A 20211-nucleotide genomic window follows, 5' to 3' on the forward strand; every position below is an offset into this window, starting at 1 on the left:
TGCAACAAATGTGGGAGCCGGCGTTGCCGGCGATGCGCCGCGCGGGCGGCGCTCGGTCTCAAGAGCGCTGCAAGGATCAAGGTATGCACCTGTCAGCCCTGACCCGGTATCCCGGCAGACACCTTGCGGCCACCATGATCCAAAAGACAAGCTACCCACCCTCAAACCCGCTCAGCCATGGCCGCCAGCGCCACCGACATGGCCGCAGTGCGGGTCTCCACCCCGAGCTTGATGTAGACATGCTCCAGGTGCTTGTTCACCGTGCGCGGGCTGAGCTGGAGGATGTCGGCGATATCCTTGTTGGTCTTGCCGCAGGACACCCAGCGCAGCACCTCGACTTCACGCTCGGTGAGCTGGAAGCGCCGCGACAGCGTGCCGTAGGCCGGGGCATGGTCCAGGCCGATGGGCTGCGACGCCTGTCGCGCCGCCTGCAGGATGCGCGCGGTACGCAGGTGCGAGGCGACCCGGGCGAGCACTTCCGCGCAGTGGATCGGCTTGGTGACGTAGTCGATGGCGCCGGCCTCGAAGCCCTGCACCACATGTTCGCTGTCGGTCAACGCAGTCATGAACAGCACCGGAATATCGGCGGTGTCGGGCTGCTGCTTGATCCGCCGGCAGGTTTCGAAGCCATCGAGCCCGGGCATCATCGCGTCGAGCAGGATCAGGTCGGGGCGCCTGCGTTGCAGGCGGGTCAGCGCGCTGTGCCCGTCCAGCGCCACCAGGACCATGTAGCCCGCCGCGTCGAGGGCGTCGGAGAGCAGCGCGAGGTTGTCCGGGGTGTCGTCGACGATCAGGATCACGCCGTTGTCAGCGGGTGAGGTCAGGGCGCTCATTGAGGGCCTCCTTCAGTTGCAGGCTGAGTTCATCCAGGCGGAAGCCCTTGGCCAGGCTGCGCAGCCTGGCGATAAATGCGGCGCTGTCGCCAGCGTCGCGTTCGAGCAGGTCGAGCTTGTGCTGGATGCCGCGCATGTAGCCAAGCCCGCACAGTTCGTAGAGTTCTTCGAGGTCCTTGCGCGGCGGCAGCGTTCCGGTCGGCGGACTGGGCGCGAGGCTCAACGGACGGCGCTGCCACTGCAGGCACAGATGACGGGCGAGCAGGTCGAGCAGTTGCTGCAGGTGCACGGGCTTGGCCAGGTAGTCGTGCTCCATGGTCGGCAGGTCGCCGTCCTTGTCGTCGGTAAAGGCATTGGCGTTGGCCGACAGGACGATCACCGGTGCTCGCGACAGGGCGTTGCGGCGAATCAGGCGCAGGGTCTGCCAGCCGTCCATGTCGGGCATCGACAGGTCCATCAGGATCAGGTCCGGATGGTGCAGGGACACCTGGCGGATGGCTTCCTGGCCGTTGGCCGCTTCGAGCATGTCGAAGCCCAGCGGGCCGAGCAGCCCGGCGATGACCTTGCGGTGCTCGATATGGTCGTCCACCACCAGGATGCGCTGGCGCTCGCCTTCGTAGCCCACCACGTCATGATCGACCGCGATGACCGCCTTGGGCACCCGCACTTCGGAGAGGAACAGGCGTACCTGAAAGCGCGTGCCTTCGCCGAGCTGGCTGCTGACCGAGAGTGCCCCGCCCATCAACGCGGTGAGCATTCGGGTGATGGTCAGGCCCAGGCCCACGCCCTTGTCCTGGCGGTCCAGGCCACCGCGTTCGAAGGGCTGGAAGATCCGCTCGATCTGTTCCGGGGCGATGCCGATGCCGCTGTCGATTACTTCGAAGATCGCCGTTTCGCGGCGGTAGCTGACCCGCAGGCAGACCTCGCCGCTGTCGGTGAAGTTGACCGCGTTGCCGAGCAGGTTGATGAGGATCTGCCGCACGCGCTTTTCGTCGCCACGCACCACCGCCGGCATGCGCCCGACCAGGTCCAGGCGAAAGTCCAGGCCCTTTTCCCGGGCGGTGCCGGCGAACATCTGCTCCAGGTCGTTCAGGAACTGCTGCAGAAGGATCTCCGACGGTTCCAGGCGCAGCTTGCCGGCTTCGATCTTGGCCACGTCGAGCAGCCCGTCGATCAGCGACAGCAGATGCGAGCTGCTGCGCAGGATGGTCGCCAGCGGGTCCTGGTGCTGGGGCGGCGTGGCCGGGTCGCGCTGGAGGATCTGGGTGAAGCCGAGGATGCTGTTGAGCGGCGTGCGCAGCTCATGGGACAGGCCGGTGACATAGCGGCTCTTCGCGGCGTTGGCCGCTTCCGAGGCTTCCTTGGCTTCCTGCAGGGCCTGGTCGGTCTTGTCGTGGGCCTCGATTTCCTGGATCAGCAACTGGGTCTGGCGTTCCGACTCCTCCAGCGCCACCCGGCGGCTTTCCCGGGTCAACACCACCCACCAGGCGAGCACCCCGGCGAACACGCAGAAGGTCAGGAACGCCTTGAGGAAGGCCAGCAACAGCGTGCGATGGGCCTCTGGCGACTGATCGATGAGGCCGTGGGCGACCTGGCTGTAGATCAGCGCCAGCGCGCCGGACAGGGCCAGGACCAGGATCGCCAACAGTCCCAGGTATTGCGCCAGGCGCGTATGCAGGTAGCGCCGGGGCAGGCGCGGCAACAGGCGGCCGAGCAGATCCTCGAACTGCATCGACAGGCGCGCCCGTTGTTTGCACTGGTCGCCACAGCGCGCATCCAGCGAGCAGCACAGCGAACAGATCGGCGAGCGATAGGCCGGGCACCAGGCCATGTCAGCGGTCTCGAAGGCGTTGTTGCACAAGCCGCATTGCAGGTTGACCTGGGCCCCCTGGGGGAACAGCAAGGCGTCGGGACTGCTGCGGGCGATGTAATAGCGGCCACGGGTCAGCCAGGCGATCAGCGGCGCCACGACCAATGCGATAAGCAGCGAGACCAGGGGCGGCGCCGCCTGGGCCAGTTCGCCGAACAGGCCGAAATGGGCGCCGAACGCCACCAGCGAGGCGATGCACATGGCACCGACGCCGACCGGATTGATGTCGTACAGGTGCGCACGCTTGAACTCGATATGCCGCGGCGACAGCCCCAGCGGCTTGTTGATCACCAGGTCGGCCACCAGCGTGCCGATCCAGGCGATGGCGATATTGGCGTACAGCCCCAGCACCTCTTCGATCGCCTCGAACACCCCCAGCTCCATCAGTACCAGGGCGATGATCACGTTGAATACCAGCCAGACCACCCGCCCTGGATGGCTGTGGGTGACCCGGGCGAAGAAGTTCGACCAGGCCAGCGAGCCGGCGTAGGCGTTGGTCAGGTTGATCTTGATCTGGGAAATGATGACGAACAGGGTCATCGCCGCCAGCGCCCATTCCGGCGAGGCAAACACATAGCGGAAGGCGACCAGGTACATCTGCGTAGGCTCGATGGCCTTGTCGATGGGGACTTCGTGCTGCAGGGCGAGAAAGGCCAGGAAGGCGCCGGCCATGATCTTCACCGCGCCGGGAATGATCCAGCCGGGGCCGGCCATCAGCAGCGCCGCCCACCAGCGCTTGCGATTGGCGGCGGTTTTTTCCGGGAGAAAGCGCAGGTAGTCGACCTGTTCACCGATCTGGGTCACCAATGACAGCGCCACGCTGAAGGCTGCACCAAACAGCAGCAGGTTGAAGGTGCCGCCTTCGCCCTCGCGGCCGGCAAAGCCGGTCAGATCGCTCAGCACCCCGGGGTTCTTGCAGATCACGAACACGTAGGGCACCAGCAGCAGGGTCAGCCACAGCGGTTGCGACCACATCTGCAGGCGGTTGATCAGGGTGATGCCGTAGGCCACCAGCGGGATCACCACCACCGAGCAGATGACATAGGCCAGGGCCAGGGGAATGCGGAAATAGAGCTCCAGGGCCAGGGCCATGATCGCCGCTTCGAGGGCGAAGAACAGGAAGGTGAAGCTGGCGTAGATCAGCGAGGTGATGGTCGAGCCGATATAGCCGAACCCGGCGCCGCGGGTCAGCAGGTCCATGTCGACGCCGTAGCGGGCGGCGTAGTAGCTGATCGGAAGGCCGGTGAGGAAGATCACCAGCGCGGCGGCGACGATCGCCCACAGGGTGTTGTTGAAGCCGTAGCTCATCACCAGCGCACCGCCGATCGCCTCCAGGGCCAGGAACGACACAGCGCCCAGCGCGGTATTGGCGATGCGCAGCTCGGACCACTTGCGAAACGCCTTGGGCGCGAAGCGCAGGGCGTAGTCCTCCATGGTCTCGTCGGCGACCAGGCTGTTGTAGTCGCGGCGGATCTTGACGATGCGTTGGGAGCCTGAAGGTCGCACGGGGGCCGATTCCTGGGGAGCTGTGGGTGGTCGAAGCAGCAACATCCATGCCCGAGGCTGTCCATCCTGGCCTCATCGCTGGCAAGCCAGCTCCCACAAGGACCGCGTCGAGCCTCACTCTTGTGGCTGTCCCGGGACCCTGTGGGAGCCGGCATTGCCGGCGATGAGGCCATCAGCCTCGACATCGATCTTTCGGGTCTGTGTTGTTCTTGCCGACCTCATCGCTGGCAATGCCAGCTCCCACAGGTTCTGTGCCTGGCCTGGCGCCTGCGGTCGGCCGGGATCCCTGTGGGAGTCGGCTTGCCGACGATGAGGCCGGTAGTCATCTCACGGGCGCCAGCATGCCTCGGCGCGCCCGTTCTGGCGCTACGTCAAATGACGTATGCCGTTACGTCATGCTGCGTATACCCCCGATCCGACACCGACTTCATGCTGGTCCCGACTCGCAACAAGGCGCCGCCAGAGCGCTGCCGAGAACGACGACCTACTCAGGAGCCGGAACCATGGATTCACCACAGACCGCTGTAAAACGCTTTCTCCCTCGACGGCTGGGCCTGGGCGCTGCGGCGCTTTCATTGATCGCCGCCAGCGTGTTCGGGCAAATGGCCGTCGCCGACGAGGCCAACACTACCGGCCTGGCGGTGACCGCGACGGAAGTAACGGTCGGCCAGCTGCACTCGGCGACCGGCACCATGGCCATTTCCGAAACCGGTTCGATCCAGGCCGAGCGCCTGGCCATCGAGCAGATCAACGCCGCCGGCGGGGTGCTCGGCCGGCAGATCAAGGTGATCCAGGAAGACGGCGCTTCCGACTGGCCAACCTTCGCCGAAAAGGCCCGCAAGCTGCTGGCCGGCGACAAGGTGGCGGCGGTTTTCGGCTGCTGGACCTCGGCCTCGCGCAAGGCGGTGCTGCCGGTGTTCGAGAAGGAAAACGGCCTGCTCTACTACCCGACCTTCTATGAAGGCCTGGAACAGTCGAAGAACGTCATCTACACCGGCCAGGAGGCCACCCAGCAGATCCTCGCCGGCCTCGACTGGATCGCCAAGGAGAAGGGCGCCAAGACCTTCTACCTGATCGGCTCGGACTACATCTGGCCGCGCACCTCGATGAAGATCGCCCGCAAGCACATCGAGAACGTGCTGCACGGCACGGTGGTCGGCGAAGACTACTACCCGTTGGGCAACACCCAGTTCGGCTCGCTGATCAACAAGGTCAAGCTGAAGAAACCCGATGTGGTCTTCGCCGCCGTGGTCGGTGGCTCCAACGTCGCCTTCTACAAGCAGATGAAGTCGGCCGGGGTGACCGCCGCCAAGCAGAACCTGCTGACCCTGTCGGTGACCGAGGACGAACTGCTCGGCATCGGTGGCGAGAACATGGAGGGCTTCTACGCCTCGATGAAGTACTTCCAGAGCCTGGACAACCCCAACAACAAGGCCTTCGTCGAGGCGTTCAAGGCCAAGTACGGCAAGGACGCGGTGATGGGCGACGTGACCCAGGCCGCCTATCTCGGCCCGTGGCTGTGGAAGGCGGCGGTGGAGAAGGCCGGCAGCTTCGATATCGACAAGGTGGTCGCGGCTTCGCCTGGCATCGAGCTGACCACTGCCCCCGAAGGCTACGTCAAGGTCCACGACAACCATCACCTGTGGAGCAAGACGCGCATCGGCGAAGTCCAGGCCAACGGCCAGTTCAAGGTGATCCACGAGTCGGACCTGATCGAACCCAATCCTTTCCCCAAGGGCTACCAGTAAGCGCAACGACGAGCTTCAGGCGCGCGGCTTGCGCCTGAAGCCTCTTGCCTCCACCACATCCCCGAGGAGGGACCACCATGCAATGGCTATCTGATTTCGGTGCCATCGCCGCCATGCAGGGGTTCAACGGCCTGTCCGTATTCTGCGTGCTCCTGCTCATGGCCCTGGGACTGGCGATCATTTTCGGCCAGATGGGCGTGATCAACATGGCCCACGGTGAATTCCTCACCATTGGCGCCTACACCACCTACGTGCTGTCGACCCTGGTCAAGAACTACCTGCCGTCGATGCAGCCGTACTACTTTTTCTTCGCCATCGCACTGTCGTTCCTGGTGGCGGCGGCCATCGGCTGGGTCGTCGAGCGGGTGATGATCAGCCGCCTGTACCAGCGTCCGCTGGATACCCTGCTGGCTACCTGGGGCCTGTCGCTGGTGATGCAGCAGGCCTTTCGCTCGATCTTCGGCGCCCGCGAGGTCAGCGCCACGCCGCCGGACTGGCTGATGGGTGCGGTGAACCTGACCGACACCATCGAGATCCCGCGCAACGGCCTGTTCGTCATGGCCCTGACCGTGCTGCTGACCGGCACCATCTTCCTGATGCTGTACCGCACCCGCTGGGGCCTGCAGGTGCGCGCCACGGTGCAGAACCGGGTCATGAGCCGCGCCGTCGGCATCAATACCCGCCAGGTCGACCGCATGACCTTCGCCCTCGGCTGTGGTGTGGCCGGGGTGGCCGGGGCGGCCTTCACCACCATCGGCTCGACCGGGCCCACCGCCGGTTCGCTGTACATCGTCGACACCTTCCTCACCGTGGTCTTCGGCGGCGCGCAAAGCCTGCTTGGCACCATCGCCTCGGCCTTCGCCATTGCCCAGACCCAGTCGGTCTCGGAGTTCTTCATGAGCGGTTCGATGGCCAAGGTGCTGACCCTGTCGACGGTGATCCTGATCCTGTTGATGCGCCCGCAAGGGTTGTTCTCCAGCAAAGTTCGCAAATAGGGGCGCGCAGATGAACGCATTGGACAAACTCATGGGCGGGCGCCAGGGCACTGTCGGCCTGCTGATCCTCGCCGCGCTGATCCTGGTGGTGTTTCCGCTTGTGCTCGACGCCTTTCGCCTGAACATGGTCGGCAAGTACCTGACCTACGCCTTCGTCGCCGTGGGCCTGGTGCTGTGCTGGGGTTATGGCGGCATTCTCAGCCTGGGCCAGGGGGTGTTCTTCGGCCTCGGCGGCTACTGCATGGCGATGTTCCTCAAGCTGGAAGCCAGCGATCCGGAGAGCACGAAGATCCAGTCGACCCCGGGCATTCCGGATTTCATGGACTGGAACCAGCTCACCGAGCTGCCGGCGTTGTGGGTGCCGTTCCACAGTTTCGGCTTCACCCTGTTCGCCGTGGTGGCGGTGCCGGTGATCCTGGCGCTGGTGATCGGCGCGGCCTTGTTCAAGCGCAGGGTAGGGGACGTGTACTTCTCCATCGTCACCCAGGCCATCGCCCTGATCCTCACCGTGCTGATCATCGGCCAGCAGGGTCTGACCGGCGGGGTCAACGGCATCACCGACCTCAAGACCCTGCTCGGCTGGGACATCCGCGGCGACGGCGCCAAGTTGTTGCTGTATTTCGTCAACGCCGCGCTGCTGCTGGGCTGCATCCTGATTGGCAAGTTCATCCTTGCCTCCAAGCTCGGCCGCTTGCTGATGGCCATGCGCGACAAGGAAGAGCGGGTACGTTTTTCCGGCTATGACGTGGCCAGCTTCAAGATCTTCGTCTATTGCGTCGCCGCCGGCTTCTCGGCCATTGGCGGGGCGATGTTCGCCTTGCAGGTCGGCTTCATGTCGCCGTCCTTCGTCGGCATCGTGCCGTCGATCGAAATGGTGATCTTCGCCGCAGTCGGCGGGCGCATGTCGCTGCTCGGCGCGGTATACGGCGCGCTGCTGGTCAACTACGGCAAGACCTACTTTTCCGAATCCTTCCCGGAACTGTGGCTGTACCTGATGGGCGGGCTGTTCATCGTCGTGGTCATGTACTTCCCCAACGGCCTCGCCGGCTTGTGGGAAAGCCATGGGCGCAAATGGCTGGCGGCGTTCGCCAAGCGGCCGCAACCCGCTGTCGCAGCGGTACCTGCCAAGCCTGCGGCGCAGCCCGTCGCCAAGGTCGACAGCCCTTCCACCCACAACTCGCTGGAGACCCAGCCATGACTGCTACCGCTGGCTTCCATATGCCCAAGCCGGTACTGGCCATCGAGGGCCTGACCGTGTCCTTCGACGGTTTCAAGGCCGTGGACAACCTCAACCTGTACATCGACCGCAACGAAGTGCGTGTGGTCATCGGCCCCAACGGCGCGGGCAAGACCACCGTGCTCGACCTGATCTGCGGCAAGACCCGCGCCACCGGCGGCAGCATCCAGTTCAAGGACCGCGAGCTGACCCGCATGAAGGAGTACGACATCGTCCGCGCCGGGGTCGGGCGCAAGTTCCAGACCCCGTCGATCTACGACAACCTCAGCGTGTTCGAGAACCTCGAGATGTCCTTTCCCAAGGGACGCACGGTGTTCGGTGCGCTGTTCTTCCAGCGCAGCCGCGAGGTGACGGCGCGGGTCGACGAGGTGGCGGCGCAGATCTTCCTTGCCGATCTGCTGCAACAGCAGGCCGGGCTGCTGTCCCACGGCCAGAAGCAGTGGCTGGAGATCGGCATGTTGCTGATGCAGGACCCGGAGCTGCTGATGCTCGACGAGCCAGTGGCCGGCATGAGCGTCAGCGAGCGGGCGCAGACCGCCGAGTTGCTCAAGCGCATCAGCCAGGGCCGTTCGGTGCTGGTGATCGAGCACGACATGGAGTTCGTCAAGAGCATCGCCCACAAGGTCACGGTGCTGCACCAGGGCAAGGTGCTGGCCGAAGGCAGCATGGAGTCGGTGCAGAGCAACCCGAAAGTCATCGAAGTCTATCTCGGCCACTGAGGAGCAGCGCATGTTCACCATCAACCAGCTGGCCTGCGGTTATGGCCAGAGCCAGATCCTGCATGACCTCGACCTGGCCGTGGAAAAGCAGGAAATCGTCGCGGTCATGGGCCGCAACGGCATGGGCAAGACCACCCTGTTCAAGAGCCTGATGGGCATCCTGCCGCAGTGGCACGGCCAGGTGGCGGTCGACGGCGTCGAGGTCTCGGCCATGGAGACCCATGCCCGGGTCGAGCACGGCATGGCCTATGTGCCCCAGGGGCGGATGATCTTCCCGTCGATGACCGTTCTGGAAAACATCCAGACCGGCCTGCCGGCGTCGGCCCGGGGCAAGGTGCCGGAAGACCTCTACGCGCTGTTCCCGGTGCTGTTCGACATGCGCGGACGGCGCGGCGGCAACCTGTCTGGCGGCCAGCAACAGCAACTGGCGATCGCCCGGGCGCTGGCCACCAACCCCAAGGTGCTGCTGCTCGACGAGCCTACCGAGGGCATCCAGCCGTCGATCATCAAGGACATCGCCCGCACCCTCAAGGAGATCCGCAGCCTGCGCAACCTGACCATCGTGGTCTCGGAGCAGGTGCTGTCGTTCACCCTGGAAATCGCCGACCGCTTCCTGGTGATCGAGAAGGGCCGCTTCGTCATCGAGGAAACCCGGGCCAATGTCGACGAGGCCAGCATCAGTCGCTACCTGTCCGTCTAGCCAGCCCCTCTTACCGCAGCAACAGATCGATCCTCTCAACCAAGGAGAACACCCCATGACCGACGTGCTGATCAAAGTCGACCTCAACCAGCCTGCCACCGAGAACGAGCAGGTGCACAACCGCTGGCACCCGGACATCCCGATGGCCTGCTGGGTCAAGCCGGGCGACGACTTTATCCTGGAAACCTACGACTGGACCGCCGGTGCCATCAAGAACGACGACGATGCCAGCGACGTACGCGATGTCGACCTGTCCACCGTGCACTACCTGTCCGGCCCGGTCGGTGTGCACGGCGCCGAGCCTGGTGACCTGCTGGTGGTCGACCTGCTCGACATCGGCGCCCGGGCCGACTCGCAATGGGGTTTCAACGGCTTCTTCTCGCGGCAGAACGGCGGCGGCTTCCTCACCGATCACTTCCCTTCGGCACAGAAGGCGATCTGGGACTTCAAGGGCATGATGACCAGCTCCCGGCACATTCCCGGGGTCGAGTTCGCCGGCCTGATCCACCCCGGCCTGATCGGCTGCCTGCCGGACCACAAGATGCTCGCCGACTGGAACCGCCGCGAGCAGGAACTGATCGATACCGAACCGGGCCGGGTGCCGCCACTGGCCAACCCGCCGTTTGCCAAGACCGCGCACATGGGCAAGCTCAAGGGCCCGGAGCGCGATATGGCCGCGGCCACCGGCGCCCGCACCGTGCCGCCGCGCGAGCACGGCGGCAACTGCGATATCAAGGACCTGTCGCGGGGTTCGAAAGTGTTCTTCCCGGTGTATGTCGACGGCGCCGGGCTGTCGGTGGGCGACCTGCACTTCAGCCAGGGCGATGGTGAGATCACCTTCTGCGGCGCTATTGAAATGGCTGGCTGGGTGCATATGCGCGTCGAACTGATCAAGGGCGGCATGGCCAAGTACGGCATCAAGAACCCGGTGTTCAAGCCCAGCCCGATCGTGCCCAACTACAACAACTACCTGATCTTCGAAGGCATCTCGGTGGACGAGGCCGGGCAGCAGCACTACCTGGACGTCAACGTCGCCTACCGTCAGGCCTGCCTCAACGCCATCAACTACATGACCAAGTTCGGCTACTCGCCGGCCCAGGGCTACGCCTTGCTCGGCTCGGCGCCGGTGCAGGGGCATATCAGTGGCGTGGTCGACATTCCCAACGCTTGCGCGACCTTGTGGTTGCCGACGGAGATCTTCAAGTTCGATATCAACCCGAGTGCCAGTGGTCCGACGAAATTCATCGATGGCAGTGTCGATCTGCCGCTTGCGCCGGATAAGTAAGGAGTCTTGGGCCCGCTTTGTGGCCCTTCGCGAGCGCAATACCGTGGGAGCGAGCTCGCTCGCGAAGGGCTGCAAAGCAGCCCCAATGGCCATTCCGCTGAATATGAGGACTCCAACATGCCGATGTACGAATACGAATGCCCCCATTGCGGCGACTTCACCGCCTTGCGGCCCATGGCGCAGAGCGCGTTGCCTTGTGAATGTCCGGAGTGTGGCGCCGAGGCCATGCGGGTGATTCTCTCCGCGCCGGGGCTGGCGACCCTGGCCGGCAATACCCGCAAGGCCATCGCGGCCAACGAGCAAAGTGCTCATGCGCCGAAGACCCTTGGTGAGTATCAGGAGAGCCGTCGGCATCCAAGCGGCTGCGGGTGCTGTGGGCCGAGCAAGCAGCAGGAACCGACCAAGGCCAATCCCCATGCCTTGAAAGGCAAGGCGGCGGGGCGGCCGTGGATGATCAGTCATTGAGAATTTGGCGGATGCTGTTCTAGTTCCCGCCCCACCAGTACTGCGCAGTCACACCACCATCCATAAGGAAGTCGCTGCCGGTAATGAAAGTGCCTTCCGGCCCCATCAGCAGCGCCGCGACAGCGGCGACTTCATCCGGCGTGCCTGCGCGCTTGGCCATGGAGGACTCGATCATGCTGCGGTACCCGGCGCCGCGCGGACCATCGAGTTCATCGCGAGCCAGCGGGGTGAGGATGATGCCCGGGCTGATGGTGTTGACGCGGGCACCACGCTTGCCCCAGCGCACGGCTTCTGCGGCGACGCGCAGGGCGTTGCCGCGCTTGGACAACTGGTAGGCGTTGAGCGGGTCGGTCACGTGCTCTGGTTGCAGCATCGGCAGCGCCAGCAGTTCTTCGACCGGCGTCAGGGCCAGGGCCTTGTCCTGCTCGGGCGTCAGTGCCGGCAAGCGGTGACCGGACTGCGAGGCGATGACCACCGCCGATCCTCCCTTGGCGATAACCGTGCCGAACAGCTCCAGCACCAGCGCGGTGCCGTACAGGTCTACCCGCAGGATGGCGGCCGGCGGTGCCTGCGAAGGGGAGACACCGGCGGCATGGATAACCCCGGTGATCTCGCCAAGGGCGGTGGCGCGTTCAACCAGGGCTTGAACCGAATCACGGGAGGACACATCGACCAGCGCCGTGCTGACTGCAAAGCCGGCGTCACCCAGCACTCTGGCCGAGGCGTCGAGGGTTGGCTGGCGAAGGTCCGCCAGCAGTACATGCTTGCCGGCGCTGACCCTGCGCGCGATTGCCTGGCCGATCGAGCCGGCGCCGATTACCACCGTTACCTCTGTCATGTGCGTCTCTCCCTTCGGGGTTGGACGATCACTCTAGGGCAGAGGCGGGCGGTTGATTAGCCGGTCAATCCTGAGTGTTGTCATGAGCACCATTCATGAATGTGTGGGTCAGCCAATGACTCAGGTCTTACCTCAGAAATCCTGGGAAGTCGGGCGCAGCACGATCTCATTGATGTCGACATCGGCCGGCTGCTCGATGGCAAAGGCGATGGCCCGGGCTACCGATTCTGCCGGGATGGCGTTCTTGTAGAACTCCGCAACGGCCTCTGCGCTGGCCTCATGACCGCTACCGAATTTCAGCTCGGAATCGACCGCGCCCGGCTCGATGGTGGTGGTGCGGATGCTGCGCCCGACCTCGTGGCGCAGACCGTCCGAGATGGCCCGTACTGCGTACTTGGTACCGCTGTAGACCGAACCGCCCGGGCTGAACACCTTGATGCCGGCCACCGATGAAATGTTGATGAAGTGACCGGAGCCTTGCTGCTGGAACACCGGCAGGGCTGCCGCGATGCCGTACATCACGCCCTTGATGTTGATGTCGATCATGCGGTCCCACTCGTCGACCCGCAGTTCGGCGATGGGCGCGATCGCCATCAGGCCGGCATTGTTGATCATCACGTCAACCCGGCCGAAGGTGTCCGTGGCGTGCTGGACAAGGGCGACCAGGTCTTCACGGCGGGTCACATCGACCACCTGGGCCGTGGCTTTACCGCCTGCGGTGGTGATTTCATCGACGATTGCCTTCAAGCGCTCCTCGCGACGTGCGGCGAGTACCACCGATGCGCCCAGGCTGGCCAGATGACGGGCGGTGGACTCGCCCAGGCCGCTGCTTGCACCGGTGATGACGACGACCTTGCCTTGGATACCATTGCTCATTTTCGTGACCTCGTTGGGGGGGATGGCGCCGATTATGAGTTGTCATTTCGTCACACTGAATGGAATATTCAGGATTTGAAAATTCCATAATTCGGAACAAAGCCATGCTAAACCGGCTGGAAATGATCAGGGTCTTCCTCGCAGTTGCCGACTGTTCGTCTTTTCGCGAGGCCGCGAACCATCTGGCGACATCGCCGCAGAAGGTCACCCGGGCGGTGCAGGAGCTCGAACGGCTGATGGGCGAGCCGCTGTTTCACCGCAGCACGCGGCAGATGAGGATCACCGACTTCGGCAAAAACCTCGCCCAGGAGGCCGCCGCTGTGGTGGACAGCTTCGATCAGTTGTTTGCCCGGGCAGATACCGCTGGTGACGCAGAGGTCAGCGGGCGGGTAGGGCTGACGGCACCCCGTGCGATCGGCAAGTTGTACCTGGCGCGTTTTCTGGCCGAATTGCGCCGGCAGCATCCCCGATTGAGCATCGATCTTTCGCTCGATGACGAGTTGACCGATTCGGTGGCCTCCAGGATCGATATCGGAATCAGGGTGGGGACCGTGCGTGATCGCCGGTTCGTCGCCAGAACTGTGGCGAATGTGCCGTTGGCGGTCGTCGCTCCGCCCGGGCTGATTGCCAGTGCCGGTGTGCCGTCGAACATCGAGGCGCTCAAGACGATGCCCTTGTCCTTGCTTCAGGACCGCAGATCCGGGCGTGGCTGGCCGTGGTATTTCCGCAATGAAGAAAGCTTCGTTCCCGAGCAGCCTGGCTTTATCTGCGATGACCCGGAAACGGAGCTGGAAATGGTGCTGCAGGGGAGTGTGTTTGCGCAGATGCCCTTGTATCTGGCGGAGCCGCATCTGTCCGAGGGCGCGCTGGTGGAAGTAATGGCCGAGTATGCGCCGCGGCCCCTTGACCTGGTTCTGTATCGGACGCGGTCCGGACCGGCGCCGCGGCGGGTGAGGGTGGTGTATGACTTTTTGCTGGGGAAGCTGGGGGATCGGGGGTTGTTTCCGGGTGGATTCTGATCCTCGTACCGCCAGCGTTCAGCCGATCACAGCCTGGAAATGGTGTCCTTCAGAAATTCGCAAAACCACAGTTGCGCAGAGCTGTCGCCACTGTGTTCATGCCAGTGCAGGCTCACTTCGAATTCCGGAACGGTAAAGGGCAGATCCATGGTCTTCAGGCCATTGCGTTCGGCGTACACCTTGGCTACCCGTTCCGGCAGGGTGACCAGCAGGTCGCTGGACGAGATGATCTCCGGCAACACGCTGAAGTGCGGTACCCGCAAGCTGACGGTGCGTGCGATTCCGGCCTCTCGCAGACGATCCTCGACGAAATGGTGTCCGGTACCTGCCGACACCACCACATGCCGTTCGTTGACGAATTGCTCCATCGACACGCTCTCGCCGATGCGCGGGTGGTCGTCCCGCACCATGCAGACATAGCGCTCGATGAACATCAGTTCGCATTTGGCCTGGACCGGCAGGTAACTGCGATTGCACACCGCAGCGTCGATCTTGCCGGTGCGTAGCCACTCATCCATGCGATCGATCTCGATCTGGATGACCTCAAGTTCAACCAGCGGTGCCTTTGCCTGCAAGCCACGCAGAATGTGTGGCAGGAAGAACACCTCGCCCAGGTCCGAGAGCGCCAGGCGGAAGCGGCGGGTGGAGTTTTCCGGCTCGAATCGGCGGGTCAGCGCCACGGCACGTTCGATATCGGTCAACGAGGAACGGAAGGCGGCGTAGAGCTGCGAGGCGAGTACGGTGGGTTGCATGCCGTCGCGGGTGCGCTTGAACAGCGGGTCTCCCCATTGATCACGCAGGCGGGACAGGGCATAGCTGACCGAGGGCTGGGTGACATGCAGGCGCTCGGCCGCGCCGCTGACGCTGCCGGTTTCGTAAATGGTCACGAAGACCCGGACAAGGTTGAGATCGATCATGATTTAAATAGATGTGGTTTATTCTGGTTTCGAAAATATATCTATTTGATCTATCAAGCAACTGTCCATAACGTGGTACTCGATGGGGCTGACAGCCATGCCCCGCACAAAACAACAACAAGAGTACATGCCATGCAACGCATCAACGCTGTCGATATTCTCGACACCGCGAAGCTCAGTCGCTTCCATTTTCTGCTCGTATTCTGGTGCTCGTTCATCATGCTGTTCGATGGCTATGACCTGGTCATCTACGGCTCGGTGCTGCCGCACCTGATGACCGAGTGGAACCTGACGCCCTCCGAGGCAGGGATGCTGGGGTCCAGCTCCATGCTGGGGATGATGTTCGGCGCGGTTGCCCTGGGCACCACCGCTGACCGTTTCGGGCGCCGGCCGATCATCCTGTTCTGTGTCGCGCTGTTCAGCGTGGCGGCGTTCATCAACGCCTTTGCCTTCGATGCGACGACCTTTGGCATCTGTCGCTTCCTCACCGGGGTCGGGCTGGGCGGAGTGGTACCGAACCTGGTGACCATCCTCAAGGAAATGGCCCCCACCCAGTACCGTAATCGCCTGATCAACCTGATGCTCAGCTTCTTTGCTGTCGGCGGGCTGTTGTCGGCACTGGCGGGGATGTACTTGATTCCGCTGCTCGGCTGGCACTCGCCGTTCTACATCGCCGGCCTGTCGTTGCTGTGCCTGCCATTGCTGTACAAGACCCTTCCCGAGTCGGTGGCTTACCTTGTCCACCGCGACCGCCAGGAGGAGGTGGGCAGACTGCTGCAGGTGATCAATCCGGCACACCGGCCCGTCGGTCAAGTGCGCTACACGGTCGAGTCGGTGACCAATACCGCAGGAACTTCGCTGTCGTCGCTGTTCAGTGATGCCCGCGCTGTCGCGACGCTGATGGTCTGGATCGCGTTCGGCATGTGCATGCTGATGGTCTACGGACTCAACACCTGGTTGCCGAAACTCATGAACAGTGGCGGTTATCCGCTGGGATCGAGCATCGCCTTCCTGCTGGTAATGAATATCGGCGCCCTGGTCGGCCAACTGGCGAGCGGATTTGTCGCTGACCGTTGGGGCTGCAAGCCAACCTTGCTGCTGTTTTTCGCACTCTCTGCCGTATCCATCTCCCTGCTTGGCGTGCGGCCAGGCCCGGTGACCCTGTACCTGATACTGCTGGTGGCTGGCGGCGCCACGGTGGGCTGCCTGTCGGTGGTGCACACCCTGGCAGCGGATATCTACCCGGCCAATGCCCGTTCCACCGGGGTGAGCATGGCCGCGGCTGTCGGTCGCTGTGGTGCGGTTACCGGGCCGTTGCTCGGAGGGTATCTGCTCAGCCTGAGCCTGCCCTTCGAACAGAACTTCCTGCTGTTCGCCTTGCCTGGGGTGGTGGCAGTCATCGCCGTACTGCTGATCTCCCGACAGCACGCCGGCCAGGCTGAAGCCGGCGCCCGGGTCAAGCAAAGCGCCTGAACCTTCTCGCAATACCCGGCCAGGTTTGAAAGCTCGCCTGGAACCGGTCTTCGGCGTGGCGCCCGCGTCACGCCTTTTTTATCCCTGCAGGTTGGTTTGTCGCCGCATTCGCGGTGCGTCCGCCTGCGCTCGAAAAACGCGCAAACAACAATAATTCGGAGTGGATAGCATGATGACTATCGGTCGTTTCGGCTGGGCGGTGACAGGTTTGGCTGCGGTAATTTCCCCAGCGGGCCATGCGGATGCAATCAAGGACAGCCACCTGACGCTGGGCCTGCGCAACTTCTATTACGACCGTGACTTCAAGCAGACCGATGCCCCGAAATCCCGGGTGGGTAGCTGGAGCCAGGGTTTCGATCTGCAGTTCAAGTCGGGTTACACCGACGGCACAGTGCAATTCGGCCTGGACGCTTCCGGTCAATATGCCTACCGCCTTGATGGCGGAGGTGGGCGCGGGCCGGACACCGTGCTGCCCTATGACGACAGCAAGGGCAAGCCGGTACGCGATTACGGTCGTGCCGGCGTGACCGCGAAGATCAAGGTTTCGAGCACCGAAATGAAGATAGGCGAACATCGGCCCATGCTGCCGGTCGCTTTCTACGACGACTCCCGCCAGTTGGTCACCACCTTCGAAGGCGCGACGATCGAATCGAAAGAGTGGGCGAAGCTGACGCTCAACGCCGGCCGCTTCTGGAAAATCGCCACTCGCGAATCGTCGGACCGGGAGGATATCTACCTGTTCGGTCATCCACCGAGCCAGACCAGCGACGGGCTCAACTTTGCCGGTGCACGCTACGATTTCACGCCCGCCTTCAACACCACCTACTATTTCGGCCAGCTCGAGGATATCTACCGGCAGCACTATGCGGCGGCGGCCTACACCTGGGATATCGGTGGCGGGTACAGCCTCAAGAGCGATGTGCGCTATTACGACACCCGTAACGAAGGCGCCAGCCGCTCGGGCGATTTCGACAACCGTTCGCTGGGGCTGATGACCGCGCTGCGCAAAGGCGGGCATACCTTCACCCTGGCCTACCAACGGATGAGTGGTGATGACGCCTTCCCGCTGCTCAACGGCTATGCGCCGCAGCCGTTCCTGGTCAACTGGTCGACCATCGCCTTCTACAAGGCCGGCGAACGTTCCTGGCAAGCCCGCTACGACTACGACTTCGCAGCGCTAGGCGTACCCGGCTTCAAGGTCATGACCCGTTATCTGCGGGGCACCGATATCGACCGGGGAGCAGGCCAGCCGGACAACGTGGAAAGCGAGACCAACTTCATCCTGTCGTATGTCGTGCAAAGCGGCCCGCTGCAGGGCCTGGGGTTCGAGGGGCGCAACATCAAGGTGAAGACGCGCTACGGCGCCGATTTCGACGAGAACCGGCTGATCACCAGTTACACCTGGAAGTTCTGGTAAACGGTAGGGAGCGGGTTCGGCCCGCTCCCGTCCGCTGGAGGATCAAACTAGATATTGCTCGATTGCCTTTTCCCTCCAGACAATGCCTGCACCCGGCAGATCCGGGATCACTGCATTGCCCTCCACAAACTGCAACGTCGGCTCGATCACGTTGCCCGCAAGATCCAGTCGCTCAAGCCAATGGGCCACAGGCGTAGCTGCCAACAGGTGGGCGCTGAATTCCTGGAACAGGTGGCTGGACATCGGTACCCCGAACTGCTGCGCCAGGGCGCTTGCCCGCAGCCAGCCCGTCACACCGCCGATCTTCATCACATCCGGCATGGCCAGGCGACTGGCGCCTGCGCTCAAGGCCTTGAACATCTCTTCCGGACCCAGCCAGTTCTCGCCCATCTGCAGCGGAATATCCAGCGCAGCCTGGATACGCTGGTGGCCAGCGTAGTCGTGTTGCAGCGTCGGTTCTTCGATCCAGGCGACACCCAGCTCCTGCAATGCCTGCCCGCGTTTGATTGCGGCGGGCACATCCAGGCTCTGGTTGTAGTCGACCATGATCTGCACGTCATTGCCGACAGCGTTGCGGATGCTGCTTACCACCGCCAGGTCCTGCTCCAGGGTCGGGTAGCCAATCTTGGTTTTCACTCCGCCGAACCCGGCCCGGGCGGCTTCGACAGCCCGTTCGGTCGCCAGCTTTTCACCATCCAGGCTGTGGCTGTCGTAGCTGCGGATCGGGCGCGGACTGGCGCCGAGCAGGCGTACCAGCGGCAGTCCGTGTGCCTTGGCCAGGGCGTCCCAGGCGGCCATGTCGAGGCCGGCTGACGCCATGCGGATCAGTCCCGTGTACCCGGCCAGGCAAAACCGCTTGGCCAGCATGGCCTCCAGGTCCAGCGGTGCCAGCGGCTGCTTGACGATCAGTTGCGCCATATCGTCGAGCAGTTGCTTCAGCGCTTTCAGCGCCACCGGGGTGTAGGCGAACAGATAGGCGTGGCCGGTCACGCCGGCGCTGGTACCCAGGTCGATCAGCACCAGGGGGGCCGTGCCCACCGTGCCTACCGCGGTGTGCACCGGATAGGTCAGCGGGACGTTGACCGCGCGGGTACGCAGGCCGGTAATCAGCAGATCGCTCATGCAGGTGTTCCTTGGGGTCGAAGTGAAGCCGCGGGGAAGGGCAGCGCGCCTCCCGCAGGCTGGAGAAAGGCCGGGGAGAGCGAAGCGACGTTCGGGCAGCCGATCTGTGCCAGGGTGCGATCGATATCGGCCTTGAGCAGTTGCAGTACGTCGTTGACGCCTGTTTCGCCGCGGGCAGCCAGGCCATACAGCGTGGCGCGGCCGAGCAATACCGCCTCTGCCCCCAGGGCCAGCGCCTTGACGATGTCGGAGCCGCGGCGGAAGCCGCTGTCGATCAACACCGGTTTACCCGTCCGGGTCACCGACTCGGCGAGAACTTCCATCGGTGAGATCGCACAGTCGAGCTGGCGGCCACCATGGTTGGACAGGATCACACCGTCAGCGCCTTCGGCGATGCAGCGTTGGGCATCGTCCGCGCTGAGCAGTCCCTTGATCAGCAACTTGTGCGGCCACAGGTCGCGCAGCCAGCGCAGTGCCTGCCAGTCGAAACCCGCGTCCATCTGCCGGCTCATCAGGGCGGCCTGCAGTTCAAGGCTGGAGGTCTGGCTGCTGACGAAGTTGGCCAGTTGCGGCATGCCATGGCGCAGCAGGTCGAGTGACCAGCGCGGATGCAGGCAGCCATCGAGCACGACACCCGGCGTATAGCTCATCGGCATCTTGAAGCGGTTGCGCAGGTCACGCTCGCGGTAGCCGTTGACCGCAACATCGGTGGTCAGTACCAGGCTGGTATAGCCCGCATGCAGCGCCTTGAGGACCATGTCGCGGGCGATTTCACGATGGATCACATAGAGCTGAAACCACAATTCACCGTCGCACTGGCGCGCCAGATCCTCGATCGAAAGGTTCGAGGCGGTCGACAGCACGAAGGGAATGCCGGCGTTGCTTGCTGCCTTCGCCAGGACCAGGTCGCCACTGGGCCAGAGGGCACCGTTGAGGCCGGTTGGCCCGATCACAAGCGGTAGCGCCTGGGTTTTGCCGAGCACCTGCGTGGTGAGTGTGCGCTGGCTGACGTCGACCAGCCGCTGAGGTTTGAAGCGCCACTGCTCGAACACCGAGCGGTTGTGCTTGATGCCGTGTTCGTCCTCGGCGCCACCTTCGAGATAGTCGAACACCATGCGGGGCAGGCGTTTGCGGGCCAGTCGCCGGTAATCCTCGACGCTGAACAGATTCTGTTTGCTCATGACCCGGCCC

General features: G+C 63.6%; 17 protein-coding genes. 10 read left to right on the forward strand and 7 right to left on the reverse strand.

Annotated elements, in window-relative coordinates; all coding sequences use genetic code 11:
• Positions 1–161: 161 nt before the first annotated feature.
• Both ACODSK_RS19955 and ACODSK_RS19960 read right to left on the reverse strand, forming a co-directional pair.
• A complete protein-coding gene (locus ACODSK_RS19955) occupies positions 162–833 on the reverse strand; it encodes a response regulator (protein WP_489018501.1) in 672 nt (223 codons plus the stop codon).
• Positions 808–4209, reverse strand: a complete 3402-nt coding sequence (locus ACODSK_RS19960) for an ATP-binding protein (RefSeq protein WP_489018502.1) — start codon at positions 4207–4209, stop codon at positions 808–810. Before ACODSK_RS19960 ends, ACODSK_RS19955 begins: the two co-directional genes overlap by 26 nt.
• A 503-nt stretch (positions 4210–4712) precedes the next feature.
• Here ACODSK_RS19960 and urtA point away from each other — a divergent pair.
• The 7 genes from urtA to ACODSK_RS19995 all read left to right on the forward strand — a co-directional run bounded on the left by urtA (position 4713) and on the right by ACODSK_RS19995 (position 11358).
• The gene (gene urtA, locus ACODSK_RS19965; RefSeq protein WP_489018504.1) at positions 4713–5957 is read left to right on the forward strand and encodes an urea ABC transporter substrate-binding protein; all 1245 of its coding nucleotides are present in this window, start codon (positions 4713–4715) and stop codon (positions 5955–5957) included.
• A gap of 77 nt (positions 5958–6034) precedes the next feature.
• Entirely contained in the window at positions 6035–6952 is a 918-nt protein-coding gene (gene urtB / locus ACODSK_RS19970) for an urea ABC transporter permease subunit UrtB (RefSeq protein ID WP_489018506.1), read from the forward strand.
• 10 nt (positions 6953–6962) lie between these two features.
• The gene (gene urtC / locus ACODSK_RS19975) at positions 6963–8150 is read left to right on the forward strand and encodes an urea ABC transporter permease subunit UrtC (RefSeq protein WP_489018508.1); all 1188 of its coding nucleotides are present in this window, start codon (positions 6963–6965) and stop codon (positions 8148–8150) included.
• Entirely contained in the window at positions 8147–8908 is a 762-nt protein-coding gene (gene urtD, locus ACODSK_RS19980) for an urea ABC transporter ATP-binding protein UrtD (protein ID WP_489018510.1), read from the forward strand. The genes urtC and urtD overlap by 4 nt, the downstream gene beginning before the upstream one ends.
• Before the next feature lie 10 nt (positions 8909–8918).
• Complete coding sequence (gene urtE / locus ACODSK_RS19985) at positions 8919–9608, forward strand: urea ABC transporter ATP-binding subunit UrtE (protein ID WP_489018512.1); 690 nt, start codon at positions 8919–8921, stop codon at positions 9606–9608.
• 55 nt (positions 9609–9663) lie between these two features.
• Positions 9664–10893, forward strand: coding sequence for a formamidase (fmdA, locus tag ACODSK_RS19990; protein WP_489018514.1), 1230 nt, complete (start codon positions 9664–9666; stop codon positions 10891–10893).
• A 117-nt stretch (positions 10894–11010) separates the two neighbouring features.
• Positions 11011–11358, forward strand: coding sequence for an FmdB family zinc ribbon protein (locus ACODSK_RS19995; RefSeq protein ID WP_489018516.1), 348 nt, complete (start codon positions 11011–11013; stop codon positions 11356–11358).
• Positions 11359–11377: 19 nt separating this feature from the next.
• Here ACODSK_RS19995 and ACODSK_RS20000 read toward each other — a convergent pair whose 3' ends face one another.
• On the reverse strand, positions 11378–12196 hold the full coding sequence (locus tag ACODSK_RS20000) for an SDR family oxidoreductase (RefSeq protein WP_489018518.1): 819 nt from the start codon (positions 12194–12196) through the stop codon (positions 11378–11380).
• Positions 12197–12328: 132 nt separating this feature from the next.
• A complete protein-coding gene (locus ACODSK_RS20005; RefSeq protein WP_489018520.1) occupies positions 12329–13072 on the reverse strand; it encodes an SDR family oxidoreductase in 744 nt (247 codons plus the stop codon).
• 104 nt (positions 13073–13176) lie between these two features.
• Here ACODSK_RS20005 and ACODSK_RS20010 point away from each other — a divergent pair, with 104 nt between their 5' ends.
• Positions 13177–14091, forward strand: coding sequence for a LysR family transcriptional regulator (locus tag ACODSK_RS20010; RefSeq protein ID WP_489018522.1), 915 nt, complete (start codon positions 13177–13179; stop codon positions 14089–14091).
• 26 nt (positions 14092–14117) lie between these two features.
• Here ACODSK_RS20010 and ACODSK_RS20015 read toward each other — a convergent pair whose 3' ends face one another.
• Positions 14118–15008, reverse strand: coding sequence for a LysR family transcriptional regulator (locus ACODSK_RS20015; protein ID WP_489018524.1), 891 nt, complete (start codon positions 15006–15008; stop codon positions 14118–14120).
• A 132-nt stretch (positions 15009–15140) separates the two neighbouring features.
• On the opposite strand from ACODSK_RS20015, the gene ACODSK_RS20020 reads away from it, so the two are divergent.
• On the forward strand, positions 15141–16481 hold the full coding sequence (locus ACODSK_RS20020) for an MFS transporter (RefSeq protein WP_489018526.1): 1341 nt from the start codon (positions 15141–15143) through the stop codon (positions 16479–16481).
• 169 nt (positions 16482–16650) lie between these two features.
• On the forward strand, positions 16651–17898 hold the full coding sequence (locus tag ACODSK_RS20025; protein ID WP_489018528.1) for an OprD family porin: 1248 nt from the start codon (positions 16651–16653) through the stop codon (positions 17896–17898).
• A 42-nt stretch (positions 17899–17940) separates the two neighbouring features.
• Here the strand turns inward: ACODSK_RS20025 and ACODSK_RS20030 are convergent, their stop codons facing one another.
• The gene (locus ACODSK_RS20030; protein WP_489018530.1) at positions 17941–19020 is read right to left on the reverse strand and encodes an enolase C-terminal domain-like protein; all 1080 of its coding nucleotides are present in this window, start codon (positions 19018–19020) and stop codon (positions 17941–17943) included.
• Complete coding sequence (locus tag ACODSK_RS20035; protein WP_489018532.1) at positions 19017–20201, reverse strand: alpha-hydroxy-acid oxidizing protein; 1185 nt, start codon at positions 20199–20201, stop codon at positions 19017–19019. The genes ACODSK_RS20030 and ACODSK_RS20035 overlap by 4 nt, the downstream gene beginning before the upstream one ends.
• Positions 20202–20211: the final 10 nt, after the last annotated feature.

This window comes from Pseudomonas sp. FG98 (genome assembly GCF_057808595.1).